15 protein-coding genes and 1 pseudogene are annotated in these 19129 nt (G+C 71.8%); 10 read left to right on the top strand and 6 right to left on the bottom strand.

Annotated features, from left to right (window positions below; genetic code table 11):
• The 5 genes from PSH25_RS32860 to valS form a co-directional block, all read left to right on the top strand.
• The coding region (locus PSH25_RS32860; RefSeq protein ID WP_372492892.1) for a DNA-3-methyladenine glycosylase family protein at window positions 1-492 on the top strand (492 nt) is incomplete at its 5' end.
• The gene (locus tag PSH25_RS32855; protein ID WP_238662758.1) at window positions 489-998 is read left to right on the top strand and encodes a methylated-DNA--[protein]-cysteine S-methyltransferase; all 510 of its coding nucleotides are present in this window, start codon (window positions 489-491) and stop codon (window positions 996-998) included. The genes PSH25_RS32860 and PSH25_RS32855, both read left to right, overlap by 4 nt.
• A gap of 38 nt (window positions 999-1036) precedes the next feature.
• Window positions 1037-2893 carry an ABC transporter ATP-binding protein gene (locus tag PSH25_RS32850; protein ID WP_238662757.1) on the top strand — a complete coding sequence of 619 codons (1857 nt, stop codon included), beginning with the start codon at window positions 1037-1039 and terminating at the stop codon, window positions 2891-2893.
• The gene (locus PSH25_RS32845) at window positions 2890-4770 is read left to right on the top strand and encodes an ABC transporter ATP-binding protein (protein WP_238662756.1); all 1881 of its coding nucleotides are present in this window, start codon (window positions 2890-2892) and stop codon (window positions 4768-4770) included. The genes PSH25_RS32850 and PSH25_RS32845 overlap by 4 nt, the downstream gene beginning before the upstream one ends.
• 93 nt (window positions 4771-4863) lie before the next feature.
• Window positions 4864-7428, top strand: a complete 2565-nt coding sequence (gene valS / locus PSH25_RS32840) for a valine--tRNA ligase (RefSeq protein WP_238662755.1) — start codon at window positions 4864-4866, stop codon at window positions 7426-7428.
• Between the two features lie 15 nt (window positions 7429-7443).
• Here valS and PSH25_RS32835 read toward each other — a convergent pair whose 3' ends face one another.
• The 5 genes from PSH25_RS32835 to PSH25_RS32815 form a co-directional block, all read right to left on the bottom strand.
• The gene (locus PSH25_RS32835; RefSeq protein WP_238662754.1) at window positions 7444-8088 is read right to left on the bottom strand and encodes a hypothetical protein; all 645 of its coding nucleotides are present in this window, start codon (window positions 8086-8088) and stop codon (window positions 7444-7446) included.
• A 258-nt stretch (window positions 8089-8346) separates the two neighbouring features.
• Entirely contained in the window at window positions 8347-9057 is a 711-nt protein-coding gene (locus PSH25_RS32830) for an ABC transporter permease (protein ID WP_238662753.1), read from the bottom strand.
• A 1-nt stretch (window position 9058) separates the two neighbouring features.
• A complete protein-coding gene (locus PSH25_RS32825; RefSeq protein ID WP_238662752.1) occupies window positions 9059-9970 on the bottom strand; it encodes an ABC transporter ATP-binding protein in 912 nt (303 codons plus the stop codon).
• A complete protein-coding gene (locus PSH25_RS32820) occupies window positions 9970-10875 on the bottom strand; it encodes an ABC transporter permease (protein ID WP_238662751.1) in 906 nt (301 codons plus the stop codon). The genes PSH25_RS32825 and PSH25_RS32820 overlap by 1 nt, the downstream gene beginning before the upstream one ends.
• Window positions 10868-11782 (bottom strand): ABC transporter ATP-binding protein, encoded by a 915-nt coding sequence (locus tag PSH25_RS32815; protein ID WP_238662750.1) that lies wholly within the window; start codon window positions 11780-11782, stop codon window positions 10868-10870. The genes PSH25_RS32820 and PSH25_RS32815 overlap by 8 nt, the downstream gene beginning before the upstream one ends.
• Before the next feature lie 238 nt (window positions 11783-12020).
• On the opposite strand from PSH25_RS32815, the gene PSH25_RS32810 reads away from it, so the two are divergent.
• The 4 genes from PSH25_RS32810 (at window position 12021) to galT (ending at window position 17162) form a co-directional block, all read left to right on the top strand.
• Window positions 12021-13535 (top strand): glycosyltransferase family 2 protein, encoded by a 1515-nt coding sequence (locus PSH25_RS32810; protein ID WP_238662749.1) that lies wholly within the window; start codon window positions 12021-12023, stop codon window positions 13533-13535.
• Between the two features lie 88 nt (window positions 13536-13623).
• Entirely contained in the window at window positions 13624-15153 is a 1530-nt protein-coding gene (gene cysC, locus PSH25_RS32805; RefSeq protein ID WP_238662748.1) for an adenylyl-sulfate kinase, read from the top strand.
• Between the two features lie 111 nt (window positions 15154-15264).
• Window positions 15265-16089, top strand: coding sequence for a DeoR/GlpR family DNA-binding transcription regulator (locus PSH25_RS32800; RefSeq protein WP_238662747.1), 825 nt, complete (start codon window positions 15265-15267; stop codon window positions 16087-16089).
• Window positions 16086-17162: a galactose-1-phosphate uridylyltransferase gene (gene galT / locus PSH25_RS32795; protein WP_238662746.1), complete on the top strand. Its 1077-nt coding sequence runs from the start codon at window positions 16086-16088 to the stop codon at window positions 17160-17162. The genes PSH25_RS32800 and galT overlap by 4 nt, the downstream gene beginning before the upstream one ends.
• Before the next feature lie 358 nt (window positions 17163-17520).
• Here galT and PSH25_RS32790 read toward each other — a convergent pair whose 3' ends face one another.
• Window positions 17521-18738, bottom strand: coding sequence for an NADP-dependent isocitrate dehydrogenase (locus PSH25_RS32790; protein ID WP_238662745.1), 1218 nt, complete (start codon window positions 18736-18738; stop codon window positions 17521-17523).
• Window positions 18739-18875: 137 nt separating this feature from the next.
• Between PSH25_RS32790 and PSH25_RS32785 the strand changes: the two are divergent.
• A pseudogene (locus PSH25_RS32785) lies at window positions 18876-19129 on the top strand (MBL fold metallo-hydrolase); the annotation flags it as partial.

The following is a 19129-nucleotide window of genomic DNA, read 5'->3' as shown; positions in this document are numbered from 1 at the left end:
CCCTCCCCCGCCCCCTCCCCCGCGCACGCTCGCGTTGATCATGAAGTTATTGCCACTGATGACGGCGTGTCGGGACAACAACTTCATGATCAACAAGGTGGGGCGGGGGGTGGGCTGTGCGCGTTTTTGAGCGCGGAGGACCTTTTGGCGCTGCCGGATGCGGGGTTCGGGATGCCTGTGGGGCGACGGGAGGCTTTGCGGGGGTTGGCTCGGGCCGTCGTGGACGGATCGGTTGACCTGGCGGCGGGGGTGGACCGGGGGGAGGCCGTTCGGCGGCTGCTCGCGCTGCCCGGCATCGGCCCGTGGACCGCCAACTACCTGGCCATGCGCGCCTTCGGCGACCCGGACGTCCTGCTCAGCTCCGACCTCGCGGTCCGGCGCGGCGCCGCCGCGCTCGGCCTGCCCGACACCCCGACAACCCTCGACCGGTACGCCGAACGTTGGCGTCCCTGGCGGTCCTACGCCACGATCAGACTCTGGAGAGCGGCATGAACATCGACAGCACCGTACTGAACACACCGGCCGGCCCACTGAGCATCCTCGCCGGCCCCGACGGTGACGTACGGGCGGCCGGCTTCACCCCGGACCCGGCGGCGTTGCTGCCCCTGGTCCACCCGGCCCTGCGGGCACCGCTGCGGGAGCGGGCCGACCTCGGCCCGGTCAGCGCGGCGGTCCGCTCCTACCTGGACGGTGACCTCGCCGCCATCGACGCGGTGCCGGTGCGTCAACGCACCGGTGGAGAGTTCATGGCGCACGCCTGGCAGGTGCTGCGCGAGGTGCCGCCGGGCACCCCGGTCACCTACACCGGGTACGCCGCGCTGGCCGGTCGACCACCGGCGGTGCGGGCCGCCGCGGCCGCCTGCGCCCGGAACGCGGCAGCCCTGTTCGTGCCCTGTCACCGGGTCCTCCGCACCGACGGCACGCTCGGCGGCTACCGCTGGGGGCTGGACGTGAAGAAGTGGCTTCTCGGTCATGAGCGGCGCTTGACAACAAGCTGACAGAAGCATCGACACGTCATTGACGCTACCGTCTGGTAGTGCCTGTGGAGAGCGACGGCGACCCGGCCGCCCGGGCCGCCGCGGGCACCCACCCCGCGCACAACCTCTGGCGGCTACGCCCCTACCTGCGCCCGTACGCCGCCGAGTTCGCCTGGTTGCTGGTCGCCGGGCTCGCCGGCACCGCCGCCGGGATCGCCGTACCGCTGGTGGTGCAGCGGGTCGTGGACGGGCCGGTGGCCCGACACGAACCGGCCGGGCTGCTCCAGCTCGGCGGCCTGGCACTGCTGCTCGGCGTCGTCGAGGCGGTGCTCATCTTCATCCGCCGGTGGGTGCAGTCGTCCTCGGCGGTGGGGATGGAGGCGGCGCTGCGGGCCGATGTCTACGCCCACCTGCAACGGCTGCCGACGAGCTTCCACGACCGCTGGCAGTCCGGCCAGTTGCTCTCCCGGATCACCAGCGACCTGTCGGTGATCCGCCGGTTCCTCTCCTTCGGCGTGTTCTTCCTGGTGCTCAACCTGACCACGTACGTGGTCGTGGTGGTGCTGCTGATCAACCTGCACGCGGCGCTCGGGGTGCTGGTCGCGGCCAGCGCGGTGCCGCTGCTGCTGATCAGTCGTCGGTTCGGGCGGCACTACCACGCCGCGTCCCGCCGTATGCAGGACCAGCAGGGCGACGTGGCGACGCTTGTCGAGGAGACCGCGCAGGGCCTGCGCACCATGAAGGCGTACGGGCGGGGGCCCGAACTGGCCGCCCGCTTCGCCGGTGCGGCCCGGCGGCTGCACGACACCGGCGTCGGCAAGGGACGGCTGCTGGCCAACACCTCGGCGCTGCTCGACCTGGTGCCCAACGTGACCCTGGGTGTGGTGCTGGCGGCGGGCGCGGCCGCCGCCGCGCAGGGCGCGCTCACCATCGGCGAGCTGGTCGCGTTCGTCAGCCTGCAACTGATGCTCATCTGGCCGGTGCAGTCGCTGGGTTGGATCATCGCCAACGGTCAGGAGGCGGCCACCGCGGCCGACCGGATCCAGGAGGTGCTGGACACTCCACCCCAGATCGTCGATTCCCCCGGTGCGGTCGCGCTGCCCCGCGACAAGGTGCACGGTCGGCTGCGCTTCGAGCGGGTCGGGTTCAGCTACCCGGGCGCCACCACGGCGGTGCTGCGCGAGATCGACCTGATCATCGAGCCGGGCGAGACGCTGGCCCTGGTCGGGGCCACCGGCTCCGGCAAGAGCACGCTGCTCTCCCTGGTGCCCCGGCTGCACGAGGTGACCGCCGGCCGGGTCACCCTGGACGGGCACGACCTGCGCGAGCTGCGGCTGGCCTCGCTGCGCCGGTTGGTCGGGGTGGCGTTCGAGGAGCCCACGCTCTTCTCCATGTCTGTGCGGGAGAACCTCACCCTGGGTCGGCCGGACGCCGGTGACGACGAGATCCGCGCGGCCCTCGCGCTGGCCCAGGCCGACTTCGCGTACGACCTGCCCTGGGGGTTGGCCACCCGGGTGGGCGAGCAGGGGTTGTCCCTCTCCGGCGGGCAACGGCAACGGCTCGCGTTGGCGCGGGCCGTGCTCGGCCGACCGGCGGTCCTGGTGCTGGACGACCCACTCTCCGCTCTCGACGTGCACACCGAGGCCCTGGTCGAAACGGCGCTGCGGCGGGTCCTGCGCGACAGCACCGCGCTACTTGTGGTGCACCGCCCGTCGACGATCGCGCTGGCCGACCGGGTCGCCCTGCTGCAGGACGGGCGGATCACCGCGACCGGCCGGCACTCCGACCTGCTGGCCACCGTCCCGGCGTACCGGGCGCTGCTCGCCGCCGAGCCACCCGCCGGGCATCCCCCGCCGGCCGGAGCCAACGGGCCGAGCCCGTCCCCTTCGGACGGGTGGGGGCTGGTGCGCTCGTGAGCGTGCCGGAGCAGGCCGACCCAGCTCCCGAGGAGGAGCCCGAGCTCACCCGCTGGCGCGGAACCGCCACCGACCCGGAGGCCGACCGCAGTCGAGCCGAGGACACCAGCCCCGAGGCGGTGGCCCGGCTGCGCCGGCTCAGTCGGACCCTGCTGGGCGACCTGCTCCGCCCGCACCGGAGGCGACTCGTCGCGGCGGTCGGCCTGCTGCTGGCCCAGAACGCCGCCGCGATGGCCGGCCCGTACCTGGTCATGATCGGCATCGACCGGGCCATCCCGCCGTTGCGCGCCGGCGACCCCGGCCCGCTGATCACCGTCGCCGGGGCGTTCGCGGTGGCCTCGGTGACCGAGTACGCGGCCCGCCGCGGCTTCCTCACCCTCTCCGCCCGGATCGGCCAGGCCGTCCTGCTCGACCTGCGCCAGCGGGTGTTCGGGCACTTCCTGCGGCTGTCGGTGGGCTTCCACGAGCGGTACACGTCCGGCCGGATGGTCTCCCGACTCACCAGCGACCTGGACTCGATCGCCGAGCTGGTCGACGGTGGCATCGACAGCCTGGTGCTGGCCGGCCTCTCGATCCTGTCGGTGGCCGCCATCCTGCTCTGGCTGGACCTGCCGCTGGCCGCCGTGACGCTGTTCGCCTTCCCGTTCCTGTTCTGGCTCTCCCGCTGGTTCGCCCGGTCGTCGGCCAGCGCGTACCGACGGACCCGGGACGCGGTCGCGCTGGTCATCGTGCACTTCGTCGAGTCGATGCGGGGCATCCGGGCGGTGCAGGCGTTCCGCCGGGAGCCGCGCAACCAACGGATCTTCGTGGCGCTCGGCGACGACTACCGACGAACCAGCCTGCACGCGTTCCGGCTGATCGCCACGTACTCGCCCGCGATCAAGCTGATCGGCAACGTCACCGTGGCGGTGGTGCTCTGCTACGGCGGTTGGCGAGTGCTCGGCGGGCAGACCGAGATCGGCGTGCTCGCCGCGTTCCTGCTCTACCTGCGCCGCTTCTTCGAACCGATGCAGGAGCTGAGCCAGTTCTACAACTCGTTGCAGTCGGCCACCGCCGCACTGGAGAAGCTGGCCGGGGTGCTCGACGAACGACCGGCCGTCGCCGAACCGGCCCGGCCCACGCCGCTGCCCACCGGGCCCGGCCGTGGTGAAGTGATCTTCCGAGCGGTCAGCTTCGGCTACCGGACCGACACCCCGATCCTCTGCGGGCTGGAGTTGACCGTGCCGGCCGGGCAGACCGTGGCGCTGATCGGGCCCACCGGGGCGGGCAAGTCGACGATCGCCAAGCTGGTCGCCCGGTTCCACGACCCCGACGCCGGCACCGTCCGGTTGGACGGGATCGACCTGCGCGACGTACGCGACGCCGACCTACGCCGCGCGGTGGTGCTGGTGACGCAGGAGAACCACCTGTTCAGCGGGACCGTCGCGGAGAACATCCGGTTCGGTTGCCCGGGGGCCGACGACGACGCCGTCCAGGCCGCCGCGCGGGCGATCGGCGCGCACGACTTCATCGCCGCACTACCCGAGGGGTACGCCACTCAGGTGCACCGACGCGGCGGCCGACTCTCCGCCGGGCAACGCCAGCTGGTCGCGTTCGCCCGCGCGTTCCTGGCCGACCCGACCGTGCTCATCCTGGACGAGGCGACGTCGTCCCTGGACGTGCCGACGGAACGACTCGTGCAGCGGGCACTCGGCACCATCCTGCGCGACCGCACCGCGCTGGTGATCGCCCATCGACTCTCCACCGTGGAGACCGCCGACCGGGTGCTCGTCCTCGACGGCGGAAGGGTCGTCGAGGACGGCCCACCCGCCGTGCTGGCCGAGGCCGACGGCCGGTACGCCGCCCTGCACCGCCAGTGGCGCGACTCGCTGGTCTAGCAGGGTCGCCCCGGTCGTGGCCGTTCCCCGCCGGCCGGTGTGTTCGGCCGCAACTACGTCGCCCCGCACCCGGCAGGTGCCTACGATCGCAGAATGACCGATACGGCGAGGACGGCCCGCGCCGGCGTTCCCGAGCGTCCGACCCTGGACGGGCTCGAGGAGAGCTGGGCACGCCGCTGGCAGGAGGAAGGCACGTACGCGTTCGACCGCTCGAAGGAGCGCAAGGACGTGTACGCCATCGACACCCCGCCGCCGACCGTATCGGGCGAGTTGCACATGGGGCACGTCTTCTCGTACACACACACCGACACCACCGCGCGCTACCAGCGGATGCGCGGGAAGGCCGTCTTCTACCCGATGGGCTGGGACGACAACGGCCTGCCCACCGAACGTCGGGCGCAGAACGTGTACGGGGTGCGCTGCGATCCGGCGCTGCCGTACGACCCGGTGTGGCGACCGCCGGCGACTCCGGTCGACGACGCGGCCCGCCGCGACCCCACCCCGATCTCCCGGCGCAACTTCATCGAGCTGTGCGAACGGCTGACGGTCACCGACGAGCAGGCCTTCGAGGCGTTGTGGCGGCGGCTCGGGCTCTCGGTGGACTGGTCCCTGACGTACACGACGATCGGCCGGATGGCCCGGACCACCAGTCAGCGGGCGTTCGTGCGCAACCTGCGCCGCGGCGAGGCGTACCAGTCGGAGGCGCCGACGCTCTGGGACGTCGGCTTCGCCACCGCGGTCGCCCAGGCGGAGTTGGAGGACCGGGAGCGCCCCGGCGCCTACCACCGGCTGCGGTTCACCGCGGCCGACGGGCGGGAGGTGCTCATCGACACCACCCGGCCCGAGCTGTTACCGGCCTGCGTGGCGCTGGTCTGTCATCCCGACGACGAGCGGTACGCCGATCTGGTCGGCGGCACGGTGCGCAGCCCGCTGTTCGACGTCGAGGTGCCGGTGTACGCCCATCCGCTCGCCGAACCCGGCAAGGGCACCGGCGTCGCGATGGTCTGCACGTTCGGTGACCTGACCGACGTGACCTGGTGGCGTGAGCTGGGGTTGGACACCCGGGTGGTGATCGGCCGGGACGGTCGGCTGCTTTCCGAGCCGCCGCACGGGGTGCCCGCGCAGCCGTACGCGGCACTGGCCGGGCAGACCGTCAACGGCGCCCGCCGGGAAATCGTCGGGATGTTGGCCGACACCGGTGACCTGATCGGCGAGCTGCGCCCGATCACGCACCCGGTCAAGTTCTACGAACGCGGCGACCGGCCACTGGAGATCGTCTCGACTCGACAGTGGTATCTGCGCAACGGCGGCCGGGACGAGGCGCTACGCGCCACCCTGCTGGCCCGGGGCGAGCAGTTGCACTGGGTGCCGGCGCACATGAAACACCGCTACGACAACTGGGTGGGCGGCCTGAACGGGGACTGGCTGGTCAGCCGCCAACGCTTCTTCGGGGTGCCGGTGCCGGTGTGGTACCGGCTCGACGACACTGGCGAGCCGGACTGGTCCCACCCTCTCACGCCGGACGAGTCCGCGCTGCCGGTCGATCCATCCAGCGATCCGGCGCCCGGTTACGACGAGTCGCAGCGCGGCCAGCCGGGCGGCTTCATCGGCGACCCGGACGTGCTGGACACCTGGGCCACGTCCTCGTTGACCCCGCAGATCGTCGGTGGTTGGGAGACCGACCCGGACCTGTTCGCCAAGGTGTTCCCGATGGACCTCCGACCGCAGGGGCAGGAGATCATCCGGACCTGGCTCTTCGACAGCGTGGTCCGTTCGCACTTCGAGCACGGGGTGCTGCCCTGGCGGGACACCGTGCTCTCGGGCTGGATCCTCGACCCCGACCACAAGAAGATGGCCAAGTCCAAGGGGAACGTGGTCACCCCGCTGGCCCTGTTGGAGCAGCACGGCTCGGACGCGGTGCGTTACTGGGCGGCCAGCGGCAAACCCGGCATGGACCTGGCCTTCGACCCGGCGCAGATCAAGGTCGGCCGGCGACTGGCCACCAAACTGCTCAACGCGTCCAAGTTCGCGCTCGGGCTGGGCGCGGCGGACGCGTTGCGCGCCCCCGCGACCACCCCACTGGACCGGGCCATGCTCGCCGAGCTGGCCACGGTGGTCACCGCCGCGAGCACCGCCTTCGACTCGTACGACCACACCGCCGCGTTGCAGGTGACCGAGGCGTTCTTCTGGCGGTTCTGCGACGACTACATCGAGTTGGTCAAGGAGCGGGCCTACGGCACCGGCGCGGCGGCCGACTCCGCACGGGCGGCGCTGGCCTCGGCGCTGTCGGTGCAGCTGCGGTTGTTCGCCCCGGTGCTGCCGTACGTGACCGAGGAGGTCTGGTCGTGGTGGCGGTACGGCTCGGTGCACCAGGCGCCGTGGCCGACCACCCACGAGGTGGCCCGGACGATCGAGGGGTCGGGTGAGCCGGCGCTGCTGCGGCTCGCCGGTGACGCGTTGAGCCAGGTGCGACGGGCCAAGTCGGAGCGGAAGCTGTCGATGAAGGCGGAGGTGCCGTTGGCGGAGGCGCTCGGCCCGGCGGCGCTGCTGGAGCAACTCACGCTGGTCGCCGACGACCTACGGGCGGCGGGCCGGATCGGCAAACTCGACCTGCTCCCGGACCGTACCCCGGAGTTGGTCATCGCCTGCGCCTTCTGACAGGTGTCCGCCGGGTCACCAGCCGCGCAGGAAGCGCAGGCCGAGCAGGAACGCGACCACGGCGGGCCCCACCAGCAGGGTGATCGCCTGGAGGCGGTACGGCATCCGGTGCCGGGTCAGCTCCCCCGCGTTGCCCAGCACGATGGCCCCGGCCAGCATCAGGAACGCGCCCCACCAACCGGTCTCCAGGTGGATCAACTCCACCCGGATCAGTTGCAGGGTCAGGCCGAGCAGCGCCCCGGTCAGGGCGAGCAGGGCCACCGCCCGGTGCAGGCCGCGGGCCAGCGGGTGGGCCGCCCGCCAGCCGTAGGTGCCGGCGACCGCCAGGCAGGGCAGCACCACCAGGAGCGGCCAACCCCGCCCCATCACGCCGAACATCAGCAGCGCGCCGACCGCGAAGACGATCGTGCCGACGCAGGCGAGCATGTAACCCGCGAACGCCCGGCCACCGCCGCGGGCCAGCAACGGCCCGCCGCTGGCCGCGATCAACGCGGCCGGGATCAGGATGAACACCGCCCACCAGTGGAACTGGCCGCTGCCCTGAGCCGCCGTGGCGACCGTGGCACAGGCCAGCCCGGCGACGGCCAGGCTGGTCAGCCACGGCCGGCTGCTCCGGGAGTATGGCTCAGCCAACGACGTCCGCTCCGCTTCGACGCTCACGCCCTTCAGCCTGGCCCGATGGGGCCCGACCGGTCCATCCGGCCAGCCCTACCGCCGCGCGGGGGCTGGCCGGAACAGCGCCCAGGGCGTGTGTCAAAGCCTCGGTCGAGCCGAGGCGGAGTCCAGGCGGCGGTCCGGCAAGGCGGAGATCGGCCCGGACACAACACCGGTATCCGGGCCGATCTCCAACGCGGCCGGTCGTCGCCTGGGCCCGCCGCAGGCCGGCCAGGGGCTTTGACACACGCCCTAGCACCGCCGTCAGCTCGTCTCGCCCGCCACGCTGAACGAGCGCAGGCGGTCGATGGCGAGCACGGTGAAGCCGACGCTGACCAGCGCGGTCATCACGGACGCCACCGGCACCGACACGCTCGTCTCCAACAGCCCGGTGGGGGCGAGCCGGTCGGCGAGGGCGATCACGTACTGCTGGATGGAGAGCACCTTGGTGCCGCTGACGAAGTTGCCCAGCAGCCCCTCCCAGATCAGCACGTAGACCAGGCCGAGCAGCACCGGCCGCCTGGTGACCAGGCTGAGCGCGAGGAACAACGCCGAGTACGCCAGCGCGCCGAGCGCCGCCGCGACCGCCAGCGCCAGACCGAGGCGTACCGACTCGGCGAGCACGCCCGCGACGTAGAGCGGCAGCGCGACGGTCGCCGCGCTGACCCCGGCGGCCACCGCGAGCTTCGGCAGCACGATCTGCCAGCGCGGCAGCGGCTTGGTCAGGATGTGCACGACGGTGCCGTCGTCGATCTCGGCGCCCAGCACGCCCGTGCCGACGATCAGCGCGACCACCGGCAGCACCACGGCCAGCCCGAGGCCGACCAGCACCGGCGGCCCCCACTCGCCCGGGTCCACCCCCAGCGACCGGCAGAGCACGGCCAGCCCGAGCAGCACCAACGGCAGCGGTAGCAGCAGCAGGAACCGACGCCGGCCGAACAGCCCGCGTGCGGTGATCCAGGTAATTGTCGACATGTCAGGCCTCCACCAGGTAGGAGAAGACGCTCTCCAGAGACTCGTCGGACGGCACCAGCTGGCGCACCCGGATGCCTTTGCTCAGTGCGATCCGGGGTAGCGCCCGGGTGAACGCGCCGTAGTCACCGGCCCGCACGGTCAGGCCGGTCGGGTCCAACTCGACCCCACTCACCGACACCTCGGCGATCAGCGCGACGGCCAGCGCCCGGTCGTCGGTGGAACGCACCGCGAAGACGTGCGGGCGGTTCGTCATCAACCGGCGGATGGTCCGGAAGTCGCCGGAGGCCGCCAACCGGCCGGCCACCATCACCTGCACCGTCCCGGAGACCTGCTCGACCTCCTCCAGGATGTGCGAGCTGAACAGGATCGTCCGGCCGGCGTCACCCAGGGTGTGCAGCAGTTGCATCATGTGCAGCCGCTGGCGGGGGTCCATGCCGTTGAACGGCTCGTCGAGCAGCAGCACCTGCGGGTCGTGCACCAACGCGGCGGCGACCCGGGCACGCTGGCGCATGCCCTTGGAGTACGTGCCGATCCGGCGGTCCTGCGCCGACTCCAGCTCCACCAGATCGATCGCCCGTCGGGCCGCGGCGGCGGGATCGGGCAGCCGGTGCAGCTTCGCACTGGCCAGCACGAACTCGTACGCGGTGAGGAAGCCCTGCACCGCCTCCCGTTCGCTGACCAGCCCCAGCCGCCGGTAGACGTCGGGATTGCGCCAGGTCGGATCGTCGTCGAGGGTGACGGTGCCGCGCGACGGGGCGAGGAACCCGGCCATCATGTGCAGCAGCGTGGTCTTGCCGGCACCGTTCGGGCCGAGCAGCCCGGTCACGCCCGGGCCGAGGGCCATGCTGATGTCGTTGACCGCGACCACGTTGCCGTACCACCGGGACACCCCGGTCAGGCTCAGCGTGCTCATCAGGAGGCGACCTTCCGGTAGCGAGCCAGCAGGAGGGCGGTCGCGCCGGCGACCAACAGCACCGCGGCCAGGGCGTAGACCGGGCCGAACCCGCCGATCATCATCTCGCCCGGATCGCCCTCGACCAGCAGGTCACCCAGCGACCAGATGCCCACCCCCTGCACCAGCGTGGAGGGCGAGGCGAGCCCGGCCAGCTCGTTGGCGGCGCGCGACGGCAGGATGCTCAGCACCCCGACGATCGGGGTGGTCATCAGGAAGACCGCCACCACCCCACCGGCGGCGAAGGCGCGCTTGCCGGTCAGCGAGGCGACCAGCAGCCCGACCGAGGCGAAGACCACCGCCCACAGCCCGGCGTAGAGCAGCCCGGGCAGCAGGTCGAGCAGCTCGTTCCACACCCCGCGCATGCCCTGCTTGGTGGTGAAGGCGGCACCCAGGAACATCAGCAGCTGCGGCCCGCCGAGCAGCAGCCAGAGCGCGGTGACCAGCGCCAGCAGCTTGGCCAGCGCGTAGTCGGCGCGCGGCAGCGGCCGGGAGAAGTACAGCGGCAGCACACCGCTGCGCAGGTCCCGGGAGACCAGCTCCGGAGCGACGACCGCGACGAAGAAGATGACCAGCCAGCTCATCGCGTCGGCGAACTGGGCGTACGTGGCGACCGGTTCGCCGATCTGGCTGCGTACCGCGGCCAGGGCCACCGCGACCAGGGAGACGATGCCGACCACCAGCCACGGGAAGATCTTGGCCTTGGCGCTGCGCCCGAACCCGAACGCGGTGCGCAGACCGTGCAGGTAGAGCGCGCCGAAGACCTGTCGGCGGCCCAGCCGTGGGCCCTGGTAGCGCTGGTAGCCGATGTCGTGGATGACACCGGTCGGCGTGGGGCGCACGGCGGTGGTGGACGACTCAGGCATGAGTGAGCTCCCTCGTGGCGAAGAGTTCGGCCACCCGGTGCCGGCGCTGGTCCAGTCGGTGCAGTGGCAGGTCCAGTTCGGCGACCGCACCGAGGATCAGGTCGTAGGTGCCGTCGTCGGCGAGCGGCACGAGGAGCAGTCGTCCGTCCCGGGCGACCGGCAGCTTCAGCTCGGCGAGTCGGGCGGCGAGCTGCTCGGTGCCTTCGCTGACCTCCACGGCGAGCACGTCGGTGGCCGAGGTCATCGCGGAGATGTTGTCGGCGCGCAGCAACCGGCCGCCGTCGATGGCGATCAGCGTGTCGCAGATCCGCTCCACCTCGCCGAGCAGGTGCGAGCAGACCAGCACGGAGATGCCGAACTCGGTGCCGATCCGGTGCACCAGCGCGAGCATGGCGTCGCGGCCGGCCGGGTCCAGGCCGTTGGTCGGCTCGTCCAGCAGCAGCAGGTCGGGGTCGTGCACCAGCGCCTGGGCCAGCTTGACGCGCTGCTTCATGCCGGTGGAGTAGCCACCGACCGGGCGGTAGCGCTCCTCGTAGAGCCCCACGTGCCGCAGCGCCTCCGAGGCCCGCTCACGAGCCGCGGTGCGGGGCAGGCCGCTCATCCGGCCGAGGTGGGTGACCAGCTCGGCGGCGGACAGGTCCGGTGGGAGGCAGTCGTGCTCCGGCATGTAGCCGACCCGGTTGCGGACAGCCGCCGGGTCCGCGGTCGGGTCGATGCCGAGCACCGAGACCTGACCGCTGGTTGGTGCGATCAGGCCGAGCAGAATCTTGATCAACGTGGATTTTCCGGCGCCGTTCGCGCCCACCAGGCCGATGATCCCGGGCTCGACGGCGACGGTGAGGTCGGCCAACGCGGTGACCCGACCTCCGTACGTCTTGGTGAGCGACTGGGTCGCGATCAGTGTCACGCGCCCAGCGTAGGGAGTCGATGCCCAGCAGGGACACCGGCACGCCCCCGGCGCTCCCCTGATCCTTTCCCGGCCGGACCCCTAAGGTCCCCGGCGCGGCTCTGGCGACGTTTCCGCCGGTCCCGCGTTCGGCCCGACCCCGCCTCGGTAAAGACAGACCAAAGGTGACACCATTCACCTCCCGTTCACCAGGCATCGACCCGCCTGGTGATCGACCGACGCGCGGGAAGGGGTCCTGATGGCCGAGGCGGGCGTCCCCAAGGTGAGCGTCGTGGTGCCGGCGTACAACTCGGGCCGGCACATCGAGAAACTCATCGCCTCCCTGCTGCGCCAGTCACTGCCCGCCGACGAGTTCGAAGCGATCTTCGTCGACGACGGCTCGACCGACGACACCGCCGAGCGCCTGGACCGGCTGGCCGAACAGCACGCCCACATGAGGGTGCTGCACATCGAGAACTCCGGCTGGCCGTCGCGCCCGCGGAATCTCGGCGTCGACCACGCCCGCGGCGAGTACGTCTTCTTCGCCGACGACGACGACTGGTTCGCCGACGAGGCGCTCGAACGGCTCTACGCGTACGCGAAGACGAACGACGCGGACATCGTCATCGGCAAGATGGCCGGGTACGGGCGCTTCGTGCCACGGGAGCTGTTCCGGAAGAACCGCCCCGACGCCACCCTGGCGAACTCGCCGCTGATCGACAGCCTGACCTGCCACAAGCTGTTCCGACGCGCATTCCTCGTCGAGCACGACCTGCGATTTCCGGAGGGCGGCAAGCGTCGGCTGGAGGACCACTCGCTTGTCGTTCGGGCCTACTTCAAGTCCCGACACACCTCGGTGCTGTCCGACTACACCTGCTACCACCACATCCTCCGGCGCGACGCGCGCAACGTCACCGCGGCCCTGCTGGAGCCGTCGAGCTACTACGCGGCCGTGCGCGACGCGCTGGACATCGTCGACGCCAACACCGAGCCGGGCCAGCTGCGCGACCGACTGCACCGGCGCTGGCTGCGCAACGAGATGCTCAGCCGACTGCGCGGTAAGCGGCTGCTGGACGCCCCGGAGGACTGGGCGGAGCAGGTCGCGCTGGAGAGCCAGCGAATCATCCAGGAACGGTTCGCTCCGGGCGTCGCCGGCGGGCTGCCGCCCCTGCTCCGGGCCGTGGCGTACCTGACGGAACGGGGTCGTGTCGCCGACCTGCGCCGCCTTGCCCGCTGGGAGGCGGGGATCGCGGCACACGGCAGGGTCGACGAACTCCAGCACGTCGACCACGCCATCACGGTGACCGTCGCCGCCGAGCTGCGCTCCGCGAACCAGCCGGTCGGCTTCCGCTCCGACGACGGCCGCGACGTGCTGGTCCTTCCGATGGAGGAGATCGCGCCCGAGGTGCTCGACTCCACCGCGCAGGTCCGCAGGGCCCGCCTGGACCTGGTCGCCCGTCGCCGCGAGACCGGCGACGAGATCTTCATCCCGACGACCTTCGAGACCGAGCGGATCACCGGTACGACGGCGGCGGACACCGTCCACCTGGTGCACCGGGGCACCGCCACGATCGACTTCGGTGCTCTCAACGGGGGCCGGACCCGGGGCAGCTGGATGCTCAAGGCCCGGATCACCAACGTGGGCTGGACCGAGGACGCGCGACTGCCGCTGCTGTTCATCTGCCGGGCCGACGGGTCGCGACCCCGGATCCGCGACGAGCGGAAGGTGTGGAACCGGGTGCGGTCGGCGGTAGGCCGGCGGATCAAGCGCTGATCCGCCCGCGCGGGTCGTGGAGTGGCGCCCTCGACCGATCGGCGGTCGGCTGCGAAACTGTGTGCCGGTCAGCGAGTGGGGGGTGTGGATGAGCAACGGCTGGGTGCTGCCCGACGAGGTGCTACGGGACGCACCGGCGTACACGCCACGTCCCGGTGAGCTCGCGGATCTGGAGCTGCTGCTGACCGGCGCGTACGCCCCTCTGACTGGTTTCATGACCCGCGCCGACCTGGTCTCGGTCAGCCGACGCGGCCGGCTGGCCGATGGCACACCGTGGCAGGTCGCGGTCGTTCTCCAGGTGCCGGCCGCACTGGCGCAGAGCTTCGATCCGCGCGACCCGGCCCGCCGGGCGCTCGTGTTGACCGACGGGGAGGGCGCCCCGGCGGCCGCCCTGGACGTGGCCGACGTCTGGCCGGTGCGCGACGGCGTGGCGGGGGTGGGCGGTCAGGTCCGCCGACTGGGCGACGGTGGGCACGGTCCGTTCCAGCGACTGCGCCGTAACCCGGAGGAGGTCCGCGCGCTGCTGCCCCCGGGCCGGGTGCTCGGCGTGATCGCCGATCGGCCGTTGCACCGTCCGCAGCTCGCCCAGATCGCCCATGCCGCCCGCACCCTGGCCGCTCATCTGCTCGTGATGATCCCGGTCGGTGAGGGCGGCGCCGACGGGCTCCCACCGGAGGCGCTGGTCCGTGCGATCTTCGCCGCCCGGGACCGGATGCCGCCCGCCACCCTGGTCGCGGTGCCGCTGTCGCACCGACGCGAGGAGATCAGTGACGCGTTGCTGCGCGCCCGGGTCTCCGCCGCGTACGGGGTCACCCACCTGCTCTCCACCGGGGAGATGCTCTCCGGTGCCGGGCTGCGGGTGCTGGTGCCCCGTGAACTCGCCTACGACAACCGGGACGGGCAGTGGCGTTGGCGGGAGGACATCCCACCGCGCAACCGCCGGCTCGCGCTGACCCAGCCGGAGATCGACGACCTGCTCGACCGGGGTTTCCCGCTACCGGAGTGGCACACCCCGCCCGCCGTGGCACGGGAGTTGGCCCGCGCCCGGCCGCCCCGCCGGCAGCGTGGGCTGGTGGTCTTCCTGACCGGCCTCTCCGGCTCCGGCAAGTCGACAATCGCCCGTGGGCTGGCGGACGCGTTGCGGGAGAACGGCGACCGCACGGTGACCCTGCTCGACGGGGACGTGGTGCGCCGGGAGCTCTCCGCCGGGCTGGGCTTCAGCAAGGCCGACCGGGATCTCAACGTCCGGCGGATCGGCTGGGTGGCCGCCGAGATCGCCCGGCACCATGGGGTGGGCATCTGCTGCCCGATCGCCCCGTACGCGGCGGCCCGCGCCACCGCCCGGGAGATGGCGCTCGCCGCCGGGGCGGGTTTCGTGCTGGTGCACGTGGCCACCCCGCTGGAGGTGTGCGAGCGGCGGGACCGCAAGGGCCTGTACGCGCGGGCGCGGGCTGGCCTGCTCACCGGGATGACCGGCATCGACGACCCGTACGAGGAGCCGACCGACGCCGACCTGGTGCTCGACACCACCGACCTGAGCGTGCCGGACGCGGTGCAGGCGGTGCTGCACCACCTGACCGAGACCGGCTGGGTGGAATTGAAGATCGCCACCGCCTGAGGCGTCGCCGTACCCGTTCCTTCCACCGCTGACCGCTACGCGCTAGTGTTCATCTTTGTTGGAACACGTTTGACCGCGTGAGGTACGTGGACGTCCGGGGAGGCACGGCTGATGCTCGCTCAGCAGCGGCAGGCGGCCATCCTGGAGCGGGTCCGCTCCTCCGGCGGCGTCCGGGTCGGTGAGTTGGCCGCCGAGTTCGGCGTGTCCGACATGACCATCCGGCGTGACCTGGATTCGCTGCACGAGCGCGGCCTGCTGGCCAAGGTGCACGGCGGTGCCACCAAAACCGGGCCGAGCTCGACCGACGAGCCGGGCTTCCACGCCAAGTCGGTCCGCCAACTGCCGGAGAAGGCCGCCATCGCCGACCGGGCGGCCCAGCTGGTCCGACCGGGAGCGGCGGTCGCGCTCTCCGCCGGCACCACCACGGCCGAGCTGGCCCGCCGGCTGGTGGACGTGCCCGAGCTGACCGTCGTGACCAACTCGCTGCCGGTGGCCGAGATCATGCACGCCGGCGGCCGCCCCGACCAGACGGTGGTGCTCACCGGCGGCGTACGCACACCGTCCGACGCGCTGGTCGGTCCACTCGCGGTCGGGGCCGTCCGGTCACTGCACCTGGACCTGCTCTTCCTGGGCGTCCACGGCATCACCGAGCGGGCCGGCTTCACCACCCCGAACCTGATGGAGGCGGAGACCGATCGGGCGCTCGTGGCCGCGGCCGACCAACTGGTGGTGCTCGCCGACCACACCAAGTGGGGCACGGTGGGCATCTCCTCGATCGTCGAGCTGGCGGCGGCCCACGTACTGGTCAGCGACGACCGGTTGCCTCCAGCCGCACGACGGGTACTCGGCGAACAGGTGGGCGAACTGATCATGGTGAAGGCGACAGGGGCGGGCCGCGTGACGGGCACGCCGACAACTGAGGGGACGGCGCCGTGAAGCGCACCGCGATCGACCTGGCCGACGGCCGGGAGCTGATCTACTTCGACGAGCGCGACGACGCCGTCCGCGACCAGCCGGACCGCCGCGACCTGCCCCCGCCTCCCCCCGCGTCGCAGCTGCGCTACGACCCGTTGACCGACGAGTGGGTGGCGGTGGCCGCACACCGGCAGACCCGCACCTTCCTCCCGCCGGCGAGCGAGTGCCCCCTCGACCCGTCGGTGGGCGACCGGCTGACCGAGATCCCCGCCCCGGACTACGACGTGGTGGTCTTCGAGAACCGGTTCCCGTCGCTGAGCGGTCGGGTGGCCGAGGAGCCCGGGGAGATCACCCCGTTCACGCCGGTCCGGCCGGGCCTCGGCCGGTGCGAGGTGGTCTGCTTCACGTCCGACCACAACGCCTCGTTCGCCAGCCTGCCACCGCGCCGGGTCCGCACCGTGCTGGACGCGCTCGCCGACCGCACCCAGGTGCTCGGCGAACTGCCCGGTGTCGAACAGGTCTTCTGTTTCGAGAACCGGGGCGTGGAGATCGGTGTCACGCTGCACCACCCGCACGGGCAGATCTACGCGTACCCCTTCGTGACGCCGCGCACCCGCGCGCTGCTGGCTGCGGCACGCCGGCACGCCGAGCGGACCGGCGGGGGCAACCTGTACGCGGACGTGCTGGCCGCCGAGCGTGCCACCGGCGACCGGGTGGTCACCGAGAACGAACACTGGACGGCGTTCGTCCCGGCGGCCGCGCGCTGGCCGTTCGAGGTGCACATCGCGCCGCACCGCGTGGTGCCGGACATCCCGGCGCTCAGCGACAGCGAGCGGGACGCCTTCGGGCCGCTCTACCTGGATCTGCTGCGCCGCTTCGACGGCCTGTTCGACATGCCGATGCCGTACATCTCGGCCTGGCACCAGGCGCCCGTGCGGGTCGACCGCGAGCTGGGCCACCTGCACCTCCAGCTGTTCAGCATCCGGCGGGCCAAGGACAAGCTGAAGTACCTGGCGGGCTCCGAGTCCGGGATGGGCGTCTTCATCAACGACATCGCCCCGGAACGCGCCGCCGACCTGCTGCGCGCCGCCTGAGCGGCCCCGCCGTGCGCGATGCCTGAGCTCGGCTCGGCTCGGCTCGGCTCGGCTCGGCTCGGCTCGGCTCGGCTCGGCATGAGCTTGCGGGAAACAGGGCGCGGGGGGCCCGGGACAGGGCCCCCCGCAGGGAAGGGACGGCTGGCTGTGCACGGCACAGCCGGGAAGGCTGGCTGATCGGCGCACGGGTGCCGCGGGTCGACCGTGGTCAACCTTCCTTGGACGCGACTGGCATCTCGTCCATCCTGGTCAACGAGGCGCGCCGGCCGCAGTGACGCCGACCGGCGCGGCGACGTCGGACACGCCGAAGCCCGCCGGCAGGGGTGCCGGCGGGCTCCGATGACGCGGTACGCCTGGATCAGGCAGCGATCTTGCGGGCCAGGTTCTCGTCGAGCGCGTTCATGAACTCGTCGGTGGTCAGCCACGGGGCGTCGCGCGAGATGAGCAGCGCGAGGTCCTTGGTCATCTGGCCGCCCTCGACGGTGTCGACGATGACCTGCTCCAGGGTGTTGGCGAACTCGGTGACCGCCGGGGTGCCGTCCAGCTTGCCCCGGTGGGCCAGGCCCCGGGTCCAGGCGTAGATCGACGCGATCGGGTTGGTCGAGGTCTTCTCGCCCTTCTGGTACTGCCGGTAGTGCCGGGTGACCGTGCCGTGCGCGGCCTCGGCCTCGACGGTCCGGCCGTCCGGGGAGAGCAGGACGGAGGTCATCAGACCCAGCGAGCCGAAGCCCTGCGCGACGGTGTCGGACTGCACGTCACCGTCGTAGTTCTTGCAGGCCCAGACGTAGCCGCCCTCCCACTTGAGCGCTGCGGCGACCATGTCGTCGATGAGCCGGTGCTCGTAGGTGATGCCGGCGGCGTCGAACTCGGCCTTGAACTCGGTCTCGAACACCTCGGCGAAGATGTCCTTGAACCGGCCGTCGTACGCCTTGAGGATGGTGTTCTTGGTGGACAGGTAGACCGGGTAGTTGCGGTCCAACCCGTACCGGAACGACGCCCGGGCGAAGTCCCGGATCGACTCGTCGTAGTTGTACATGCCCATGGCGATGCCGCCGCCGGGGAAGTTGGCGACCTCCATCTCCATGGGCGCGCCGCCGTCGGCCGGGGTGTAGGTGATGGTCACCGTGCCCGGGCCGGAGACGACGAAGTCGGTGGCCTTGTACTGGTCACCGTGGGCGTGCCGGCCGATGATGATCGGCTTGGTCCAGCCGGGGACCAGCCGCGGCACGTTGGACATGATGATCGGCTCACGGAAGACGACGCCGCCGAGGATGTTGCGGATGGTGCCGTTGGGCGACCGCCACATCTTCTTCAGGCCGAACTCCTCGACCCGGGCCTCGTCCGGGGTGATGGTCGCGCACTTGACGCCGACGCCGTGCTCCTTGATGGCGTTGGCGGCGTCGATCGTGACCTGGTCGTCGGTCTCGTCGCGGTGCTGGATCGACAGGTCGTAGTAGTGCAGGTCGACGTCGAGGTAGGGCAGGATCAGCTGCTCCCGGATCTGCTTCCAGATGATCCGGGTCATCTCGTCGCCGTCGAGTTCTACGACCGGGTTGTTTACCTTGATCTTCGCCATCGGCCGGCGCTCCTCTCGGGGGACACGTGCTCAAGCAGTACGAGCGTACTGCAATTGGGCCGGCAGCCCCCAGCCGGCCTCGACCGGCCGGCGGAACCGGGCTGTGCGGAACAGGAATGCCCTGGAATCATCGTCCGATGCCACTGAACCGCACCCTCGGGTCTATCACGGTCACCGCACTCACCGACGGTGAGGGTGCCTTCTTCCAGTCCCGCGCGGAGGCGTTTCCGCAGGCCACGGCGGCGCACTGGGCGGAGGCCGACCGGCGCGACCCCGGCTCGGTGACCGCCGACGGGCAGTGGTGGCTGCCGTTCCGCAGCTTCGCGATCCGCGCCGGCGACGGGCCGGTCACCCTGGTCGACGCCGGGATCGGCCCGGCCGACGCACCCGC

Source organism: Micromonospora foliorum, assembly GCF_022229015.1.
GTDB classification, from domain to species: Bacteria; Actinomycetota; Actinomycetes; order Mycobacteriales; family Micromonosporaceae; genus Micromonospora; species Micromonospora foliorum.
This window is presented reverse-complemented; position numbering and strand designations above follow the sequence as displayed.

Coding starts and splice junctions, on each gene's coding strand:
- PSH25_RS32800 (WP_238662747.1), top strand. CDS start 15,265: ATGCTCGCTCAGCAGCGGCAGGCGGCCATCCTGGAGCGGGTCCGCTCC.
- PSH25_RS32830 (WP_238662753.1), bottom strand. CDS start 9,057: ATGTCGACAATTACCTGGATCACCGCACGCGGGCTGTTCGGCCGGCGT.
- PSH25_RS32820 (WP_238662751.1), bottom strand. CDS start 10,875: ATGCCTGAGTCGTCCACCACCGCCGTGCGCCCCACGCCGACCGGTGTC.
- PSH25_RS32790 (WP_238662745.1), bottom strand. CDS start 18,738: ATGGCGAAGATCAAGGTAAACAACCCGGTCGTAGAACTCGACGGCGAC.
- PSH25_RS32810 (WP_238662749.1), top strand. CDS start 12,021: ATGGCCGAGGCGGGCGTCCCCAAGGTGAGCGTCGTGGTGCCGGCGTAC.
- PSH25_RS32825 (WP_238662752.1), bottom strand. CDS start 9,970: ATGAGCACGCTGAGCCTGACCGGGGTGTCCCGGTGGTACGGCAACGTG.
- cysC (WP_238662748.1), top strand. CDS start 13,624: ATGAGCAACGGCTGGGTGCTGCCCGACGAGGTGCTACGGGACGCACCG.
- valS (WP_238662755.1), top strand. CDS start 4,864: ATGACCGATACGGCGAGGACGGCCCGCGCCGGCGTTCCCGAGCGTCCG.
- PSH25_RS32855 (WP_238662758.1), top strand. CDS start 489: ATGAACATCGACAGCACCGTACTGAACACACCGGCCGGCCCACTGAGC.